At 26.0% G+C, this 20,856-nt stretch carries 15 protein-coding genes; 9 read left to right on the top strand and 6 right to left on the bottom strand.

Annotated features, from left to right (window positions below):
• The first annotated feature begins 111 nt into the window (after window positions 1-111).
• The 4 genes from AFAEC_RS04215 (at window position 112) to AFAEC_RS04230 (ending at window position 3,298) form a co-directional block, all read left to right on the top strand.
• Window positions 112-519 carry a DUF4878 domain-containing protein gene (locus AFAEC_RS04215; RefSeq protein ID WP_026805829.1) on the top strand — a complete coding sequence of 136 codons (408 nt, stop codon included), beginning with the start codon at window positions 112-114 and terminating at the stop codon, window positions 517-519.
• Window positions 519-1,115, top strand: coding sequence for a YiiX/YebB-like N1pC/P60 family cysteine hydrolase (locus tag AFAEC_RS04220; protein WP_051487553.1), 597 nt, complete (start codon window positions 519-521; stop codon window positions 1,113-1,115). Before AFAEC_RS04215 ends, AFAEC_RS04220 begins: the two co-directional genes overlap by 1 nt.
• A gap of 64 nt (window positions 1,116-1,179) precedes the next feature.
• On the top strand, window positions 1,180-2,226 hold the full coding sequence (locus AFAEC_RS04225; protein WP_026805828.1) for a CNNM domain-containing protein: 1,047 nt from the start codon (window positions 1,180-1,182) through the stop codon (window positions 2,224-2,226).
• A 10-nt stretch (window positions 2,227-2,236) separates the two neighbouring features.
• Complete coding sequence (locus AFAEC_RS04230) at window positions 2,237-3,298, top strand: AI-2E family transporter (protein ID WP_026805827.1); 1,062 nt, start codon at window positions 2,237-2,239, stop codon at window positions 3,296-3,298.
• Window positions 3,299-3,473: 175 nt separating this feature from the next.
• On the opposite strand, the gene AFAEC_RS04235 is transcribed toward AFAEC_RS04230, so the two are convergent.
• The 4 genes from AFAEC_RS04235 to AFAEC_RS04250 form a co-directional block, all read right to left on the bottom strand.
• On the bottom strand, window positions 3,474-4,490 hold the full coding sequence (locus tag AFAEC_RS04235) for a leucine-rich repeat domain-containing protein (RefSeq protein WP_051487552.1): 1,017 nt from the start codon (window positions 4,488-4,490) through the stop codon (window positions 3,474-3,476).
• Window positions 4,487-6,325 (bottom strand): lipase family protein, encoded by a 1,839-nt coding sequence (locus AFAEC_RS04240; protein ID WP_026805826.1) that lies wholly within the window; start codon window positions 6,323-6,325, stop codon window positions 4,487-4,489. The genes AFAEC_RS04235 and AFAEC_RS04240 overlap by 4 nt, the downstream gene beginning before the upstream one ends.
• Before the next feature lie 12 nt (window positions 6,326-6,337).
• Complete coding sequence (locus tag AFAEC_RS04245; protein WP_172658622.1) at window positions 6,338-8,869, bottom strand: type VI secretion system Vgr family protein; 2,532 nt, start codon at window positions 8,867-8,869, stop codon at window positions 6,338-6,340.
• 278 nt (window positions 8,870-9,147) lie between these two features.
• A complete protein-coding gene (locus tag AFAEC_RS04250) occupies window positions 9,148-11,502 on the bottom strand; it encodes an ATP-binding protein (protein ID WP_026805743.1) in 2,355 nt (784 codons plus the stop codon).
• A gap of 111 nt (window positions 11,503-11,613) precedes the next feature.
• Here AFAEC_RS04250 and AFAEC_RS04255 point away from each other — a divergent pair, with 111 nt between their 5' ends.
• The 3 genes from AFAEC_RS04255 (at window position 11,614) to dgt (ending at window position 15,438) form a co-directional block, all read left to right on the top strand.
• Window positions 11,614-11,988, top strand: a complete 375-nt coding sequence (locus AFAEC_RS04255) for a hypothetical protein (protein ID WP_026805742.1) — start codon at window positions 11,614-11,616, stop codon at window positions 11,986-11,988.
• Window positions 11,989-12,088: 100 nt separating this feature from the next.
• Window positions 12,089-13,744 carry a GGDEF domain-containing protein gene (locus tag AFAEC_RS04260; protein WP_026805741.1) on the top strand — a complete coding sequence of 552 codons (1,656 nt, stop codon included), beginning with the start codon at window positions 12,089-12,091 and terminating at the stop codon, window positions 13,742-13,744.
• A 248-nt stretch (window positions 13,745-13,992) separates the two neighbouring features.
• Window positions 13,993-15,438, top strand: coding sequence for a dGTPase (gene dgt / locus AFAEC_RS04265; RefSeq protein WP_026805740.1), 1,446 nt, complete (start codon window positions 13,993-13,995; stop codon window positions 15,436-15,438).
• A gap of 35 nt (window positions 15,439-15,473) precedes the next feature.
• Here dgt and uvrA read toward each other — a convergent pair whose 3' ends face one another.
• Window positions 15,474-18,290 carry an excinuclease ABC subunit UvrA gene (uvrA, locus tag AFAEC_RS04270; protein ID WP_026805739.1) on the bottom strand — a complete coding sequence of 939 codons (2,817 nt, stop codon included), beginning with the start codon at window positions 18,288-18,290 and terminating at the stop codon, window positions 15,474-15,476.
• A 441-nt stretch (window positions 18,291-18,731) separates the two neighbouring features.
• Here uvrA and AFAEC_RS04275 point away from each other — a divergent pair, with 441 nt between their 5' ends.
• Complete coding sequence (locus AFAEC_RS04275) at window positions 18,732-19,991, top strand: putative Na+/H+ antiporter (RefSeq protein WP_026805738.1); 1,260 nt, start codon at window positions 18,732-18,734, stop codon at window positions 19,989-19,991.
• A 12-nt stretch (window positions 19,992-20,003) separates the two neighbouring features.
• Window positions 20,004-20,492: a hypothetical protein gene (locus AFAEC_RS04280; protein ID WP_026805737.1), complete on the top strand. Its 489-nt coding sequence runs from the start codon at window positions 20,004-20,006 to the stop codon at window positions 20,490-20,492.
• 75 nt (window positions 20,493-20,567) lie between these two features.
• Here AFAEC_RS04280 and AFAEC_RS04285 read toward each other — a convergent pair whose 3' ends face one another.
• Window positions 20,568-20,825, bottom strand: a complete 258-nt coding sequence (locus AFAEC_RS04285) for a hypothetical protein (protein WP_026805736.1) — start codon at window positions 20,823-20,825, stop codon at window positions 20,568-20,570.
• Window positions 20,826-20,856: the final 31 nt, after the last annotated feature.

The raw sequence follows: 20,856 nt of genomic DNA on the forward strand, positions 1-20,856 counted from the left end.
AAAGTGATAAAATATCAAAAAAATAATTAAAAACTACTTTTATTTATAGATAAAATTTTAAATGTAAGTAAATTTTTGATATTGTTCTATAAATAAACAAAAAGGCAAAATATGAGAAGGGGTTTAAAAGCTTCAATTTTAGCAGTTGCAAGTACTGTTTTATTTACAGCTTGTGGAACAGAAAGTCCAAAAGAAGCAACAGAAAAATTTTATACATCTTTAAAAAATGGAGATGTAGCGACATATAAAAAATATTCTACAGAAACAACTCAAAGATTAATGGGATTAACTTTTACTATGGGATGTTTTAATAAAGATTTAAAACAAGAGAGTGAATTATCAGCTTGTATGAAAGATATTTTTAAAGATATGAGTAGTTTTAAAGTGCTTGATGTGAAGGATAATAATAAAGTAAGTGCAACTGTAATAGTTGAAGAAAAAACAAAAGATGGTGTAAAAAATAATACTCTTGAACTTCAAAAATTAGATGAACAATGGAAAGTTAGTATTAAAAAATAATGAAAATTAGGTTTATAGCATTAATATTTTTACTATTTTTTGCTTATTATGAGGTAATGAAATTTTTAGATAAAAATAAAAATGATTTAAGCAGTGAAAATATTAGAACTCTAGTTGAACTAAAAAGTGGGGATATTATTTTTAGAAAAGAGGCAAATATTTTAAGTGATATGTTCTCAAATATTGATAATTCTCCTTACTCTCATATAGGGATTGTTTTAAAAGTTGATGAAAAAACTTTAATTTATCATATGGAAGCAGATGAACAAAGTGATGATTTAAAGATACAATCTGTTTTAGATTTCACAAAAAATGCAAAAAAAATCGCAGTATATCGAGTTAAAAATAGTTTTGAAGAGGAAAATTTAAAAAAAATATTAGAGGATTATGAAAAATCTAAGATTAAATTTGATTACTATTTTATGCTAGATAATGATACTTTATACTGTACAGAGTTTATAAATGAGATATATTTTAAACTTTTTAATGAAAACTTATATACATATTTATTTGATTTTCAAGGGTTTCAAGGAATATCTATAAATAGTATTTTGAAAAATACAAATTTAGAAAAAAGATATGAATTGCAGTTTTAAGAATTTGGGATAGATTGTGGTATTATAAAACAACAAATACATATATTTAAGGAACTAATAAGAGATGACATTACTATTTTTATATCTGTTTTTAGCACTATTTTTTTCAACTCTTTGCTCTATTTTAGAAGCAACAGTTTTATCTTCTACTCACTCATATATTGAGAGTATGGACAAAGATAGTTATAGTCAAAAAAGTATAAATTTGGTAAAAGAGATGAAAGGTGATATTGATAAATCAATAGCTGCAATTTTGACTTTAAATACTTTTGCTCATACTATGGGAGCAGCGGGTGTTGGTGCTCAAGCTGCTATTGTGTTTGGTGAACAGTGGCAAAGTTTAGTTGCATTTATTCTTACACTTTTGGTTTTATATATAACTGAAATATATCCAAAAACTTACGCAGCATTGTATTGGAAAAGATTTTTAGTTCCTACAGCTTATATAATCTCATTTTTAATAAAAGTAACATATCCATTTATTTGGTTTGGAACAAAAATTACAAACTATATTCAAAAAAATAAAAAAGATGAGATAAACTTCTCTAAAGATGAAATTATGGCATTAGTCACTCTAAGTGAAAAAGAGGGGAGTATTCAAGCAAAAGAGAGTGATTTTATAGAGAATTTATTTAAGTTAAAAAGTATAAAGACAGAAGATATTATGACTCCAAGAAGTGTAGTTTTTGCCTTTGATTCTCAAACTACAATAAAAGAAGCAGTAGATAATGAAAAGTTATATATTCACTCAAGAATTCCAGTTTTTAATGAGACAATAGATGATATTGTAGGAGTTGTTTTTAGTCAAACTATTTTAGAACAGAGATTAAAAAAGAAGAAAAATAAGACTTTAGATGAGATTATGATACCTGTTCATAAGGTTTCAGAAAGTTTATCAGTATCAGTTTTAATAGACTCTTTTTTACGAAGAAAATCACATTTATTTATTGTTCAAGATAGTTATGGACAAACAAGTGGTGTTGTAACACTTGAAGATGCTTTAGAGACACTTTTGGGTGTTGAAATTGTTGATGAAATGGATGAAGTTACAGATATGCAAGAGTTTGCAAAGATTAAAAGTAAAAAATTGAAGAATATTACAACAGTATAAAGGAGTTGTTTTGCAGAATTTAAATAAAGATATGTATTTTGCTAGTGCATTTTATTTTCTTGCTTTTATGTTTTTGGTAGTTTTTACTTTTAATAGTTTAAGTTCTATTTTAACTCCTATTGCAATAGCTTTTTTTATCTGGTTTTTGATAAATGCTTTTGCAAATGAGATTAAAAAAATTCCATTTATAAATAAAAAAGTGCTAGATTTTATAGCAACTCCATTATCTTTAATCATAATTATCTACTCAATGATAAAAATAGGGACTTTCATAACTTCAAGTATGATGGAGTTAAGCTCTGTTGTTTCACAACTTGACTCAAGAATAAATATAGTTATAGATAAAATATCTACATTAACTTCAATAGATTTAAAAGAACCTTTAAGCAAATTTTTTCAAGAGTTTAATGTTGGAACTTTGTTAAATAGAATTTTTATGGCTTTTAGTTCAATTTTAAGTAATATGATGCAAATTTTTTTATATATTCTTTTTTTATTGATTGACCAGAGATTTTTTAATTTGAAATTAAATGCACTTTTTCCAAAAAAAGAGAATAAAGATAAAGCACAAAATATTTTATCAACAATATCTCAAAGTATTAGAACTTATATTTTAATCACAACAGTTGTAAGTTTAGTAACAGGGGTTTTAACTTTTGTTATATGTCAATATTTTGGATTACAAGGTTCTATTTTATGGGGTTTTGTTGCCTTTATCTTAAATTTTATTCCTACAATAGGGACTATTATTGCTGTTTTAATTCCTACTGTTTTTGCTTTTATTCAGTTAGATAATTTAGGAGATATTTTATCTATATTTATGGCTTTAGTAATAATACAATTCGTAATAGGAAATATTATCTATCCAAAACTAATGGGAAATAGATTAAATATTTCTCAATTTGTGGTAATTTTATCTTTAGTTGTTTGGGGCGCTATGTGGGGAACTATTGGAATGTTTTTGGCTATTCCTATAATGATGATTTTATTGATTATTCTATCACAATTTGAAAGTACAAAAAAATTAGCTATTTTAATTTCTGAAAATGGAGATATTGTAAGAAATAAGTAAATCTTGAAATCTAGGATTTATCTATTATCTTAATAACTTTGTATTAAGTAATAATAAAAATATCTTTTTCATCTATTTGTTCCTACTTTTTCTAAAAATTCTCTTAACTCTTTATGCATATATCTTCTACTTGTTGAGTGAGATTCAACTAAAAAATAGATCAAACTTCCTCTTTTTAAATCCCTAATACTCTTTTCCAAAGTGGTTTTAGTGTTCCATCTTTTTCATAACAAGATTTATGTTTTACCATATCTTCATATGTTTTTGGAGAACACCAGTTTAGTTTTGGATTATCAAATGCTTCATAGTTACCTAAATCTTTATAACTAATTGCACTTGTATCTTCAAGTTTTGGATTTCTTTTTACATATACAGTATGAAGATTTTCTAAATCTTTTAGTGCATCAATATTTTTGATTTGAGAATCTTCAATTTTTAGGGTTTCTAATTTCTTATAATTTTTTAATATATCTATATTTTCTATTGAATTAGAATATAATTCTAAACTTTTTAAATTTGTCAATTTATCTAAGCAAGATATATCAGTAATTTTTTTATTTTGAATTATTAATTCTTCTAATTGAGTTAAATTATTTAAGACACAAATATCTTTAGGTGCTACTGTAAAAAATAAGCTTTTTAGATTTGATAGTTTTGAAATAGCTGATATATCTAATTCTTCATTAGTTTTATAACTTAAAATATTTAAATTCTTTAAATTAATTAAATTTTCCAAAGGTTTTAAATCTTTTAAATTATTTTGGTCTAAACTTAACTCTTCTAAATTTGTTAAATTACTTAAATCATCTATATTATCTATTGGATTATATGTGATATCTAGTTTTTTTAAGTTTTTTAGATTTTTTAGGGGGTTTATATCTTTGATATTATTATTTTGGATAGTTAGTTCTTCAAGATTAACAAATACTACAAATGGTGATATGTCAGAAAGAACTTTTTTACTTTCTTCATGTTTATATCTTGCAAAACCTCTAGTTTTATATTGATTATTTTTATTTAATTTATTTTCTTTTTCAAACTTAAGACAATTTTCTAAGTTATGTTTCTCCCCCATAATTCTATCTAATACAATAGCTTGTTCAAGAGTGGGATTTTCACAAATCTTCATAAAATCACTTTGTGCAAATAAAAAGCTTGATAAAAAACTTAACAATAAAAGTATCTTTTTCATCTATTTGTTCCTACTTTCTCTAAAAATTCTTTTAACTCTTTATGCATATATCTTCTACTTGTTGAGTGAGATTCAACTAAAAAATACATCAAACTTCCTCTTTGTAAAGTGTCATTATATGGATTGTCATCACTATTATTTTGTATTTGTTCTTTACTTAATTTATGTGAACTATCTAATAAATCAAAATGTCTATCATCAAAAATCTTTTCAAGATTACTAAAAAGATTTCTTACTCTTTTTAGATTTGTATCTAATTTACCTGTAACAGCAACTTCACCTATATTTATCCACTTATTCCAAGAAGCAAGTTCTTTAATCAAAGTATAAATTGCTTTATCATTTGCTAAAAGGGTAAATAGTAAATCTAAAAGGTTTGTTTTACTTGGGCTTGTTTCAAATCTATTTTCTATATTTTCTATTCTATTTATAAATCTATCATAATTTTTACTATTAAAGGCACTGTTATATAAATCATCTTTTGTTACATCTTTATAGCTTATTTTACTCTCTAAAAATGTTCCTTTAAATTGTATATCTGGATTTACATATGTATTATCAAACATTTTTATATTATCTTGTAATACCAAATATAAACTATCCCATAAAGATAAACTTGGATTATATGAGATTAAGAATTTACTGTTTATATCTAATAAATCAATTAAATGATTTACAAAAGAGTCAAGACTAAATAAATCTGAGAAGTAATCTGCTTTATCAAATTTTGAAGAAGAACCCCCTTCTATTTTTCTATTTAAAGTTCTAGTTAAAGTACTTATTACAATATTTATATCAGATATTAGTAGTTTAAATATATTTGTTAATCTTTGATGATTTGCATCACTTAATATCTTTCTTTGATTTATTGGTTTGGTCTGAGAGTTTCCTTTTATTTTTGACTCTATATTATCAAAAGTGTAATCTTGATTTAACTTATCGCATAAAACTATTAACTCTTCAAATATTTTTATTAATCCGTTTGTTCCTTTATCATCTAGCATTTTAAAAAAATTAATGGTACTTTGATATAGTGCCAAACCATTTTCATGACTCATAAATCTAGCTCCAGCATATTCAAAATGAAACTCTTTTAAATTACCAAATGGTATCTCATTTGCTAGTTTTACAGTGTTTTCTATTGCATCTTTTAGCTCTTTCGTTCCTAAATTTTCTAAAGCTTCAGCTAATGATTCTAGTGAAAAATCAGCCAACATTCTTTGAGTTAAATCATATTTATTAAACATATGAAAAACCTCTGCCTCATCATGGAAAAAGCTTTTATCAACTTTTACTTGATGAATCTTTTTGAAAAATGGTGTTGAAAGATATATCAAAGATTTTATCTTCCATTTTTCTGGCCATTTTGAACCAAGACGACTTATTTGTTTAGTCATCTCATTTACTACATTTCCACCATGAGAGTGTCCTAATAGATGAAAAGTTATCTCTTTATTTTGCCAAGTCTTTTCATAGTAAGGTTTTTCACCATTTGCACCACAAAGTCTATTTACTAAATATTGTCCAGCAATCTCTCTATTTTCTATACTATTATCTCCTGTCCATCCATGAAAAGGGAATAAAACTAAATTTACATATTTTTTATCAAAAGCTTCAATGTCTATTTTAAATCTTTTATCCCAATAATTTACAGGAATTTGAGTATAGCTTCTATCTTTTTGTAAAGCCATATCTTGCGAAGATGTACCATAACTTATAGCTCGACTACTAGTTGAAGTAGTTGCATTTATGGGGTCTGTTGTTCCTGCAACTAATACTAAAATATGTAAAGAATTGTCTATTGCTCCAAGATTATTACTATCACTTTTTGCCATTATAAGCCCTTTTTACCATTCTATTTCTCCATAAATTTTATCTATATCTTTAAAGTCAATATTATGTGATTTTATAAGAGATTCTATATCAAAATCTTTACTAATTTTTGTATTTTTTACAGTTGCCAAAAGAGTCTCTTTTGCTAATATATTTTTATTATTGTCTAATATAAATAAAGTAGTTTGTACATTTCTTCCTTCTTTTAATGTAGTATCTGCATTTAATTTTACTTTACCACTATCTTTAATATATTTTGAAATAAATTCATCTTCTTCATTATTCAATCTTAAATTTATAACTTCTCCTTCAACTCCAACCTCATTAGCCACCACCCCACTATAAGGACTATTACTATTGTAGTTTGAAGTATGAAAATGTACTCCACTACTATTTATTGAAAGTGAATGGTTTCCACATCTTAATACCACTTCATTATAAGCATCTAGGTCTAGTTCTTCTTTTGCTTCGTATTTAACATGATTTGATGTTATATGAAGACTATTACTTATTTCCAATCCATAATCTTCTAATATCTCTAGGTATAGGTTTTGCAAAAACTTATCTTGTTTATTTTTTTCTACATAAGTATGTAGTATATTTTTTATTGTAGTTGTTATATTTTCTTCTACAAAGATATTTAGATTATCTTTTACTAAAATATTAAAATCTTTATTAGCATAGATATTATAATCTTTATTTACAGTTGTTATTTTCTCTTCTTCTACAGTTTGTATTAGGTTTTTATTTACATTTATTGTATAGTCTGATTTTACATTTAAGTTTGAGTTATTATTTACATCTTCTTTTTTATCATTCTCTATTAGATTACTTTGATTATGTTTAACTATTTTTGTCTCATCATTTAGTATTAGAGTATTCATATCTTTTTGAGCTTTTATATTTAACTCTTCATTTCCTTGTTTATCTTCAAAGAGTATTTCATTATATCCTTCCTCATTTTCATATTGAGGAGTTGTATATGTTCTTATATAGCTTTTTGTTTTATTAGCTGGGAGTGGGTAAGGTATTTTATTCTCACCATTATACAAAGTTCCTATTATTATTGGGCAATCTGGGTTACCATTTACAAAGCTTACTATTACTTCACTATTTACTCTTGGAATAAATTGTGAGCCATAATTATTTCCACTAGATAGATTTGATACTCTTAAGTAACAAGAGGTTGTTTTATTTCTTTCAAAATGAAACAGAACTCTTACTCTTCCTTCTTCATCTACATCTATACTATTTTGATTTTGGTTTATTGGTGAGTTATTTACATCTTGAGAGCTTACTATTGCTGTTTGTACTCCATATATCTTTGGTTTTTTTATTGTAACTTTGGGTTTATATATTATATCTTTTGGGATTGCTTTAAACTCTACACTATATTGCATATTTGAGTTTATATCTTTTATATCATTTAGTTTTGAATACTCTTCTAAGGCATTTGGAAAGTATGCTTTATAGTTTACTTCTATTATTATTACATCTTCTTCTTTATTCTCTTTTTCACTTACTATTAAGGCATTTAAACTATCTTTTACTATTAATTCATTTGAAACTGCTTCTATTATATTTGATTGACTATACTCTTTATTTGTATCTATATTTGTGTATCTATTTAAATCTTCATACAAGCTTTCATTTAACAAGTTTAGTTTATCTCTAAAGCTCTCTTTTTCTATATCATTTCTTAATTGTTTACTACTTGCATTATCTTTTATCTTACTACTAGTTACTACCTTTGTTTTCTCTATTTTATACTCTTGGCTTGGATTATTCTTATCATAGTAATCTTCTATATGTTTACTTGCTTTAAACTCTATTTTATGATTATATGTACACAATATCTTACTATCTATTTTCTCTACATAATCATTTAATTCACACAATACTATTTTAAAGCTACTATTATCATCTTCTTTAAATATTAAAGAGTATCCCTCTTCTTCACAAAGCATTAAGATAAACTCTAAATCACTTTGATTATATTGGGTTGTATAATCTTTTATTGGATATTTTATATTATCTACTCTTATCTCTAATGAAATATTTAATAAGGCTCTATATCTTGTTACTATTTTATTTATAATATCTGTTGCACTTAGACTATGATATATCTCATATTTATTATTTAATCCCAAATAGTATATTGGATGTACCACTTCTATTTTATACATATATTTATTTGATACTATACTATCTTCACTAGCTTTATAAATCTTTCCAAAGATTGTTTTACAAGATTTTAAATTTACTAAATCCTCTAAAACTATCTCTACATCTGTATCTACTATATCTTCTACTTCTATTCTTTCATTACTTATAAAGGTTATCTCATATTCATATACTTTATTTACTCCACTTTTCCCTTCTAAATTATAGATTGAATAATTCCCATCTGTATTCCCATATAAATCATTACTTTTATAGTTTAAAAGTTTTAACCTTCCTTTTATCTCTTGAATCTCTTTTTGATTATTCATTATCGTATCTTTGATATCTTTTATTTGATCTTTTAGAAAATTTAGATTTTGCATATGTTACTCTTAGTTTGGATTATGATTTAATGATTCAAATTAGAAAATTAAATAACTAAAAATATTAGTATAAGATAATTTATAAAGATATTAAAGTTGAGATATTTTTACTTTTTATTAGAAATATTATATATTTTATTAAATAAATGATTTATATGGCGAATAATATTTACTTTATAAATCAGTTTTCTTTTACAAAAAAGAGTTTAAACTCATTCTTAAGATAGTTTAAGATTATGAATATTTGTTACACTGAGACTTTAGTCTCAGTTTCTAAATCATTGCTCTTGCCAAAGAAGTTCTAGTTTTACATTAAAAATATCAGATCTTTTTGGATTGATAAAAATCTCTTCAATTTGAAGATTTGAGATACTATTTTGCTCTTTTATTTTTGAAACTTCGTTTTCCAAAGTAGTTTGAAGTGAATTTTTTTGCTCTATTAAAAAAGCTATCTCATTTTCTACTACTTTTACATCACCTCTCTCTTTTAAGATTTTATTTGCACCTTTTGCTCCACTTGCTACTTTACCTAAATTTGAAGATACTGTTCCTTTTCCAAAAAATGCACCTAAAATAGAAGTTCCTATATTTAAAATAGTATCAGTAGTTGAAGCATTTGCTTCTCTTTTCTCTTTGTCTAGTCTTTCATATAGTTTTGATAGTTTTAAATCTAAAGAATCATTCTCTTTTTGATATTTTGCTTTTATTTTTTCTAGTTCTAAATCAACTTTTTCATTTAATCTATCTTGAACTCTAATTCTAAAATCTTGTAGAGTTTCATCTTGTTTTGATGATAGTTTTAAAGAGTCAATTTTATATAAAGAGAGTTTTGAATTTCTATATAAATAGTCTGTAAAATCTTTCTCTATTTGTTTTAAATCTTTCTCATTTTTAATAAAGTTAGGAACTTCATAGTAGTTTGAATTAGCTTTCTCTTTTATTTCAAATTTTGTTTCAAGTAGTAGTTCCTCTTTTTCATCAAAATTTATCTCTTTCATATTTTCATCAAGATAAAACTTATATTTTATACTCTCTTCAACATCAATAGCTTTACTTGTATTTACAAATCTAATTGAACCTGAGCATAAAAGATAAGGTTGCAAATAGTAGTTGCTATTTTGTGAATTGTAGATATAAAGTTCATTTATATTACTTGTTAAAATTGGTTTTGAAATACTTTTTGTTATATTAATATTTGTATTATCTTGAGTAGAAACTGATTTTTGTAGATTTTTAGCAGATTTTTTTTCACTCATCAATCTTTTTATTCCTTCTTTTGGAATAGGACCTTTTAGATATGATAATGCCCATCTTGTCTCAAAAACTTTTATTCCATCATTATTTATATTATTTAAAATAAAGTTTCTTTTCTCTAAATTTGATAAAAGATTACTAATTTGAGCTTTATTTATACCCTCACTAGCACTACTTAAGCCATCTATTACTCTATCAATATCTTGTTTTGTTTGAAGCCTTCCTAAAAACCAAGTTCCAATATTTGCTAAACCTTTGTAGTCAATATCAACTGGATTTTGAGTTGAAAGAACTATTCCTATTCCAAAACTTCTTGCTTGTTTCAAAAGTGTTAGCATTGGTTGTTTAGATGGTGGGTTTGAAGATGGTGGAAAATATCCAAAAATTTCATCCATATAAAGTAGGGCTTTTAATGATGTTGTTCCCTCTTGTCTTCTCATCCAAGCTACCATTTGATTTAGTAAAATAGTTACAAAAAACATTCTTTGATTATCATTTAAATGAGCAATTGAAAAAATACTTACTTTTGCTTTCCCATTTTCATCATAAAGTAGTTTTGAGATTTCTAAAGTCTCTCCCTCTATCCAAGTTGAAAATGCTGGATTTGCTATTATACCATTTAGTTTTAATGCTAATTTTAATCTATCACTTTGAGAGAAAAATGTCTCCAAATCAAAAACTCCAATTTTTGAAAATGGTGGAGTTACTATTAAATTTATTAACTCTTCAAGAGTTAAATCTTTTTGTTCTTTAAATAGATTTAAAAATATCGAAGATAGTAAAATGGACTCTTTTGAGTTTGAGTCAGCTTTCTCTTCAATTAGTGCTAAAATTGAACTTACAGTTGAGTTTATGAGAGAGACTAAAAGTTCATTGTCTTCTAAAACTTCTTTACTAGGGGCTTTAAAAGAGCTAAGAATTGATATTTGAACTCCTGCATCACTTCCTGGAGTATAGATTGTAAAATCAGCAGAATTTTTTAATTTTTCTATTCTTGAAACTTCTTGAAAGTCTTGTTCTAATCCTTTTTTCCAAAGTTCTGCACGGCTTTGTGCAAACTCTTGAATCGTTTTTCCGCTATTAATAGCTTCTTGCTCTTCAATCCAAGGTTCAAAATCACTAGTTTCTAAATTTGGAAAAGTAAGAAGTAGGTTTGTCATATCACCTTTTGGGTCGATTATTATTGAAGGAATATTATCTATTGCTGCTTCTTCAAGTAGAGTTATTCCAAGTCCTGTTTTACCACTTCCTGTCATCCCTATAATTGCTGCATGAGTTAGTAAATCTTTATTTTGATAAACTAAAGGGATAGTTTGCCCCTCTACTTTTTGTTTTCCTATGTAAAAAAGTTTTAAGCTCTCATAATCAAATTTATTCATTTTTTGACCTCTAAATTGAAAATAATTTCGATTATATCAAAAAAAAGATGAATACAAAAATTATTTTATTTGGGTATAATAAGGATAGTAAAATTCTAAGGGAGGTCAGATATGGAAATAGGAATCATTCCACGAATGGATCAATACAAAGATAATAAAAATGTAGAGATGCAACAAGTGAAATCTACTTCAGATTCGGCATCGATTAATAATAAAAAAGATTTAGAACAAATTCAACAAACTATAATTGAAAAAGCAAAAAAAGGGGAAGAAACTTCGGAAGTAAAGGTAGATGCTGTAAAATTAGCAGCTAAATTTGAAGTTTTAATTTCTAATTTGAATTTTGGTTATAACAGAGAATCTAAGGATTTTTATGTAAAAGTTGAGAGGGGAAATATTGAAAATCAATACCCAACTGAAGATATGATGAGAGTAAAAGCTTATATGTTGAGTATGCAAGAAGCAGCTTTAAATAGCAATAGTTGATTAATAATAGGGAATTTAATTTTAATTTATACTATAATTTTGTATTAACTATAAGTTAGATAGAATAATTTAATTAATAAAAATTATCCAAAAGTAACCTATGTTAAAACTATTTACTCTTCTTATATTTCTGATAAGCTTTTTATTTGCCTCTGAACCAAAAACAATAAATTTATCAAATGAAAAATGGGAGTATCGATGGGGAGATTCTCCTTTTTCTAACAATACTCCTTTATGGGCATTGGAAGATGATAATACCCAATGGAAAGAGATACTCTTTCCAAGTAATCCTCCAAATAGAGATGAGCAAACAAATGTTTGGTATAGGGTAAAACTTCCTGATATATTACCAGATGACCCAAATTTATATATTTTTAGTATAGATTTTATTTTTGAAACTTATCTTGATGGTAAAAAAATATATCAATTTGGAACTTTTGATGAAAAAGGAAAAGGTAAATTTGAAGGTTGGCCTTGGCATCTTATTTCTTTAGATTCTAATAGTGCAGGTAAATATTTATATTTTAGAATATATTCAGACTATACAGATATAGGTTTATGGGGAGAGGTGTTAATTGATTCAAAAGGTAATATTTATGAAAGACTTTTGAATTATGATATTCCTAAAATTATTGTTGGTTCAATATCGATTTTTGTATCTATTTTATTTTTATTAGCATTTATATCAAAATTTAGAAGTAAAGAGTTATCTATTTTAGGTTTACTATTTTTATCTCAAGGTTTAAATGTATTTTGTTCAGTAAAAATTATCACTTTATATTTTAGTTTTCCACTACTAAATCAATATATTCTAGCTTTCTCATTTTTCTTTTTTCCTTTAGGAATTGCTTATTTTATTGATAAATCTATAGCTTTTAAATCACCTTTTAATATTATAAAAAGAGTTTGGCAGTTTCATTTAATATATTTAGTTGTTGCATTTTTAGGTTCTATTTTGGGTATTCTTACTTTGCCTTTAGCTTATGAATATTTTGATATAGTTTATAATTTTATAACTTTACCAATTTTGACAATTTTTATTATTTATCTTTTTTTTAAAGGAGATAGACAAACCAAGATAATAACTTTTAGTTTTTTTCTTATCTCTTTATATTGGTTATATTCAAGTTTGATAGCTTATGGAGTAGTTTCGTGGGAAGAGTATCCAAGTGATATAGTAGTATTTATATGTTTATTACTATTAGCTTACTCTATACAAGATAGGTTAAATTATACAAAAGAGTTAGAAGAAGCAAAAGAGGAGCTACTTAAATTAAGTAAAATAGACCATTTAACAAAGTTAAATAATAGAAAAGAGATAGATACAGTTTTAAATTTTAATGAGAGTATTTTTTTAAGATATAAAGATGCTTTTTCCATAATTTTAATAGATTTAGATGATTTTAAATTGGTTAATGATACTTATGGGCATCTTGAAGGTGATAAGTTACTTATTGAAATAGCTTCTATTCTTACAAAATTTACAAGGCAAACAGATGTAGTCGGAAGATGGGGTGGTGAAGAGTTTATTATAATCTGTCCTAAAACAAAAGTTGAAGATGCTGTAAAATTAGCGCAGAATTTAAGAGATAAAATATCAAATCTTGATTTTGGAATAATTGGTAAAAAAACAGCAAGTTTTGGTGTAACAGGTTTTAAAGAGAATGACTCTATAACAGAGCTTTTATCAAGGGCAGATGATACTTTGTATAGTGCCAAGTCAAAAGGTAAAAATAGAGTTGAATATGTAGTTTAGAGTTAATTTATAAAGTTTAAAATTATAAATTGATATTATTTTATTTTAAATGATTTAAATTCTCAAGCTAATCACAAGCTTTTTTAAACCAACTTTTTGATATTTCTATATTCTTTTCTACACTATTTCCAGAGAAGTATAAAAGTTCTAAACCAAATTAAGCTTCTATATTGGCTTTTAGATACTATTATTGTAAACTTTATATATTATTGATTTTGAATATTTTAGGAAAATTTAAAGGAACATATATGATAGATTATAAAGAAAAATTTACTTTAGATAGAGAGCTTAATCCATCAAAAGATATTGAAATAACAGTTGAAAGTGATAGAGGAAGGATTTTTTCATCAGCTGCATTTAGAAGGTTACAAAAAAGGACTCAAGTTTTTGCTTTGGAACTTAATGCTTCTATTCGTTCAAGGCTTACTCATTCTCTTGAAGTAGGGCAAAATGCAAGATATATTGCTAGAACTATCTTAGATGAATTAAAAAAAGAGGGACTCGAAACTTATGGTTTAGATGGCTTGGAAAATGCTTTTATTTCTACTTCTGAGATGACAAGTTTGATTCATGATATAGGAAATCCACCATTTGGACATTTTGCAGAAGAGACAATAAACAAATGGCTAAAAATAAATGTTTTACCAAAATTAGCTAGTTTCCAGGTTACAACAAAAGAATTGGAAGATTTAAAAGAGCTTTTATCAAAAGATATTTGTAACTATGATGGAAATGCTCAAGCTATAAGAATTATCACAAAGCTCCAAAGATTAAACCTCTCATACTTTCAAATAATTGCTGTTTTAAAATATACAAGAGGAGCTTTTGAAGATAAACCAAAAGATGATGATAGTTTGAATTATCTTAAGAAAAAACCAGGATTTTATTATAGTGAAAAAGAGTTAGTTGAAAAAATTCAAGATACTTTAAATATAAAAGTAGGGCATAGATTCCCTATAACCTATATTATGGAAGCAGCAGATGATATCTCATATTTGACTGCTGATTTGGAAGATAGTGTTGAAAAAGGTATTTTGTCTTTAGATGAAGTTTATAATATTATTAAAACAGAGTGTGAAAAACAAAATGAAGAGTTTCTTTTAGAAATTATTGAAAAACAGTATGAAAAAGCAAAAAAAGATGAAGAACCATATCAATTTAATATGTTTTTTACATTTCTAAGAGTTGGTTTGGTTACAAGTTTTGTAAGACATGTATCAAGTGTGTTTATACAAAATCATAAAGAGATATTTGAAGGAAGCTTCAACTATGCACTTTTAGAGTATGATAAACAGAGTAAATACTATAAAGCTTTAAAAGTCTTAAAAGATATTTCAATTAAATATATTTATCAAAACAAAGAAGTGCAAACTTTGGAACTTCAAGCTTATACTATTTTAAACTTTTTATTTGATATTTATAAACCACTTTTAGAACTGAAAACAGATGATTTCTCGAAACTTTTAAAAGATGAAAAAATAGAGTGCTTTATCTCAAAAAGATTGATAAAAAGAGTCTCTTCAAAACAAATAGTAGCTTATAAAAATGATGTTGAAAAACTAGATATCAATAATATTGAAGAATTTAATATTTTAGAGTTTTATTATAGAGTTAGACTGATAATTGACTATATTAGTGGAATGACTGATGATTTTGCTTTGGAAGAGTATAAAATTTTATCTGCTATAAAATAGAAATGTATTTTTATTTTTTAAGATAAATAGTAAATTTACTTACTATTTATCTCTTTATCTAAATAATATCCAGTGTATGAACCAGAATTTTTGTGATTTTTTGCTAAAAATTCAGGTGTTCCCATATCTACAATTTTTCCACCCTTATCTCCACCTTCTGGACCAATATCTATTACAAAATCAGAGTTTTTAATAACATCAAGATTATGTTCAATTACAAGTACAGAGTTTCCAAGCTCTACAAGATGATGCAATACTTTTGTAAGTCTATCAACATCAGCAAAATGAAGTCCTGTTGTAGGCTCATCTAAGATATATAGAGTATTTCCAGTATCTTTTTTACTTAGCTCTTTACTTAGTTTTATTCTTTGGGCTTCTCCACCACTTAAAGTTACAGCATTTTGTCCTAAAGTTATATATCCAAGCCCTACCTCACTTAGAGTTTTTAGTTTTGCATGAAGTTTTGGTACTTTTGAAAAAAATTCTAAAGCTTCATCTACACTCATATTTAAAACATCAGAGATATTTTTACCTCTATATAAAATCTCTAAAGTTTGAGCATTGTATCTATGTCCGTGACAATCATCACATTTAACCATAATATCTGGTAAGAAGTGCATTTCGATTTTTATCTCTCCTTCTCCTTGACACTTTTCACATCTTCCACCTTTTACATTAAACGAGAACCGTCCAATCTTATACCCTCTAAGACTAGCCTCTTTTGTCTTACTAAAAAGGTCTCTTATTTCATCCATTAATCCTGTATATGTTGCTGGATTACTTCTTGGAGTTCGACCAATTGGGCTTTGGTCAAGATAGATAACTTTATCAAGTTTTTCTAAACCATCAATTTCTACTCCATCTACTTTTTTTACTTTTCTTGCACGATTTAAAAGCTCTTGAGCAACAGGAAGTAGTGTTTGAAGTATAAGTGAAGATTTACCACTTCCACTAACTCCTGTAATTGAAACTAGATTTCTAAGTGGGATTTTTACATCAAGATTTTTTATATTATTTATATTTACATTTTTTATTTCAATAAAATCTTCTTGTGGTCTGTTATGTAGATAATCTATTTTTTTAGCTTCCGTTATATATAAAGCAGTTAAAGTTTTTGCCTTTTTCATCTCTTTTAAAGTTCCAGCAAATACAACTTCTCCCCCAAATTTACCGGCATTTGGTCCAATATCAACTATAAAATCACTTGCCATAATAGTCTCTTTATCATGTTCAACTACTATAACACTGTTTCCTTTCTCTTGTAATGCTCTTAAAGTCTTTATTAGTTTACTTGTATCTCTCTCATGTAACCCAATAGATGGCTCATCTAGTACATACATAACCCCTGTTAAACCACTACCAATTTGAGAAGCGACTCTTATTCTTTGGGCTTCTCCACCACTTATAGTTCTTGCATCTCTTCCTAGAGTTATATATCCTAAACCAACATCATATAAGAAGAAAATTCTCTCTTTAATCTCTTTTAAAATTGGAGCTGCAATCATCTTATTTTGTTCACTTAAGTAAGAGAAATTATTTTCATCTTGGAAAAATTTATGAGCCTCTTCAATAGGGATATTTAAAATATCAGGAATTGTTTTTTGTGCTACAAATACAGCTTGGCTAGATGGTTTTAATCTATTACCATTACAAGAATCACATCTCTTTTCTGTCATATATTCAGCCATCTCTTTTTCATCTTTTATCATATCATAGGCTAATTTTACTATTCCTTCCCATTTTCTTGTAAGTTTGTGTTTTTTCCAAAAAAATGAGAACTCATCAATACTTCCATGAAGTATTGCTTTTTTATGATGATCTTCTAATTCATTAAAAGGTACTTTTACACTAATTCCTGCACTTTCACAAAATGCCATAAGCATTTTAAAATAGTAACCTTTATTAAACCCATATATAATCTTTATAGCCCCATTTTCAATATCCAAATCTTCATTTATAATCTTTTTCATATCAAGAGCATATCTAATACCAAGTCCATCACAAGAGCTACAAGCACCTTTTGGTGAATTAAAAGAGAAGCTAAGAGGTTCTAATGGCTCAAAAGATATTTTACAATCAAAACAAGCCATATGTTCCGAATAGTGTATAAGTTTTTCTACTCCTAATTCTTCGTAATTTGCTATTTCTATTTCAAGTTCTCCAAAGCTCTCTTTTAGACCTTTTTCAACATCTTGAGCAATTCTATCTTTATTTGCTTCATTTACTGTAACTCTGTCTATTACCACTTTTATTGTATGCATTTGTGTTTTGGATAATTCTATATCTTCATCAAGTCTTACCATAACACCATCAATTATAGCTCTTACATAACCTTTTGCTCTAAGGCTCTCTAGAAGATCTGCAAAACTACCTTTTTTACGATTAATTAAGGGAGATAAAATTACAAGTTTAGATTCATTTGGTAAAGATAAAACCTGATTAATAATATCTGAAGCACTCATTTGAGATATTGGTTTATGGCATTGATGACAATGTTGCTTTCCAACTCTTGCAAAAAGTAACCTAAAGTAGTCATAAACTTCAGTAATAGTTCCTACTGTTGAACGAGGATTTTTTGAAGTTGTTTTTTGGTCTATTGCGATTGCAGGAGTTAAACCTTCAATTCTTTCAACATCAGGCTTTCCAACCTTATCTAAAAATTGTCTAGCATAAGAAGATAAAGACTCAATATATCTTCTTTGACCTTCTGCATATAGTGTATCAAAAGCTAATGTTGATTTTCCACTACCACTAAGTCCTGTAAAAACAATTAACTTGTTTTTAGGGATTTCTAAATTTATATTTTTTAAATTATTCTCTTTTGCATTAAATATTTTTATTGTATCACTCATTAAATTACCTTTAAAATTAAAGTATAGATTATATGATAATTTTAATAATAAGTTAGTAAAGTAAATTTTTAGCTAATATTTTTTATCTATTGTATAATTTTAAATAATATAAATAAGAAACAATCAGATATATTTAAAACTTTATAAGCTTTTTAAAACTTTATATGTATATATCTTAATATTATTAATATCTTATATAAAATGGAATCTTAAAATATCAAATAATACTTTCATTCTATATATTTATAACATTTAATACTATTTAAAATTTATATATTGTTATGATTTAATTAAAGATTATACAATATAATTAAATAAATAGTAGTTTATAAATAAAATCAAGAGAGTTGAGATTGCTTAAAAATAGATTTTAATAAATTAAGCACGAATTTTGTAAAATGAATATTATTTATAATAAAATTTTAATATTAAGGAGCATTTATGCCACCTACTACTTTACAGATTATTGCAGCTATTATTTTTGCAATTGCAATTATTCATATATTTTCAGTTAAATACTTTGAACACTTAGCACATAGAAGTGAAAAACATTCTGGAGTTTTCCATCTTTTAGGAGAAATTGAGGTTGTTTTTGGAATTTGGGCTATGATTTTAGTTCTTTTTATGTTTATTTTTTTAGGGAAACATGAAACTGTTGACTATGTAAATTCAAGAAGCTATATTGAAACTATGTTTGTTTTTGTAATTATGGTAATAGCTGGAACTAGACCTATTTTACAAAGTGTTATTTCACTTGTAAAAAAATTATCAAATGCTTTACCTAAAAAAGGTGCAATTGGTTTTTATTTTGTTGTTATGGCTATTGTTCCTCTTTTTGGTTCACTTATTACTGAACCAGCAGCTATGACACTAGCAGCTTTAATTTTAGGTGATAAGCTGTTCTCTCAAGGAATTTCAAAAAAACTCAAATATATGACTTTGGGAACTTTATTTATAAATGTCTCTATAGGTGGAACTTTAACAAATTTTGCAGCACCGCCAATATTAATGGTTGCTCAAACTTGGGATTGGAGTAGTACTTTTATGTTTACAACTTTTGGTTGGAAAGCTATGATTGCTATATTTATAAATACAAGTTTGATAATCTTACTTTTCTATAAAGAGTTATCAGCAATAACTATTAGAACAACAGTAAGTGATAGAGAAAAAATTCCATTTGCAATTGTTTTGAGTCACTTTATTTTTCTTTTTTTAGTTGTATATTTTGGACATTATCCAGCATTTTTTATGAGTATTTTTTTACTATTTTTAGGAGTTACTTATGCTTATCAGCAGTATCAAGATAGATTGATGTTAAGAGAAGGGCTTTTAGTTGCTTTTTTCTTAGGAGGATTAGTTATTTTAGGAGGTCAGCAAGAGTGGTGGCTTAAAGGTATTATTTCAAGTATGAGTAATGCTGAAGCTTTTGTTGGAGCTATAACATTGGGAGCATTTACAGATAATGCAGCAATTACATATTTAGGATCTTTAGTTGAAGGCTTAAGTGCAGAGTTTAAATACTATTTAGTTGCAGGAGCAGTTTGTGGTGGTGGATTAACTATTATTGCAAATGCACCAAACCCAGCAGGAGCTGCAATTCTTAAAAGTCATTTTGAAGATAATTCAATAGATCCTAGATATCTGTTTTTAGGTGCCTTAGTGCCTACATTAATAGCAAGTTTATGTTTTATAATTTTATAAGGATATAAAAAAATGGTTTCAAATTTTGCGAAATTTGCAAGAACAAATAAAAGTTTGATAGTTTTTTCAAACTCTTTAGATCATATAGAGGTTTTTAAACATTTCTATAATACTAGAGTAAAACCAAATGAGTTTGGTTTTGTAAAAATAAATGATGATAGAATTTGTCTTTTACATGAAGATTTGAAGTGCGATTTAGTATCAGGTAAAACAAATGAAGATATAAAAAATAGATTACTTGAAATTTTCAAAACAGAATCTAGATATATAATGACCTCTTCAAAGTTTGTTATATTTCCTAAAAAATTCTCTTTTAAAAGAGTTGCAAATAGGCTTTTTTCAGACTATATTATTCAAAGTGCTGGAGAAGTTATATTTAATAAAGTTGGAAATAATATTGTTGTTGATTGTCAAGGTGGTTCAAAAGTCTTAAATTTAAAAACAAGAGCAATAGATGCTTTAATAATTCAAGATGAGTTAGAATCAAATTTTGATGAATAAGATTTTAAGTTTTTTTAATGATATAGAGCAATTATAGTAGTAAATTTTCAAAGATAGTATAAATGATAAGGAGTTTTAGTACTCCTCTTCATCATCGCTTTCACTATCAAAACAGTAGATACACTCTTCATCAAAGAATGAATATTCATCATAGCAGTAAAACTTTTCACAGCTATCACATTTAAAGCAATCATACTCTTTTGATAATTTTTGCTCCAATTCTTCATCACTTAAATTGTTTTTTTTAGCATAATCGTCAAAAATCTTATAAACATTTTTGTTTTTGTCATTTTTTAACTCTTTAGCTAAATCCTCCAAAGTCTCTATCTTCATTTGTTACCTTTTAAAATTTTGTGAAAGCTAT

This window comes from Aliarcobacter faecis (genome assembly GCF_013201705.1).
In the GTDB taxonomy this organism is placed as follows: Bacteria; Campylobacterota; Campylobacteria; order Campylobacterales; family Arcobacteraceae; genus Aliarcobacter; species Aliarcobacter faecis.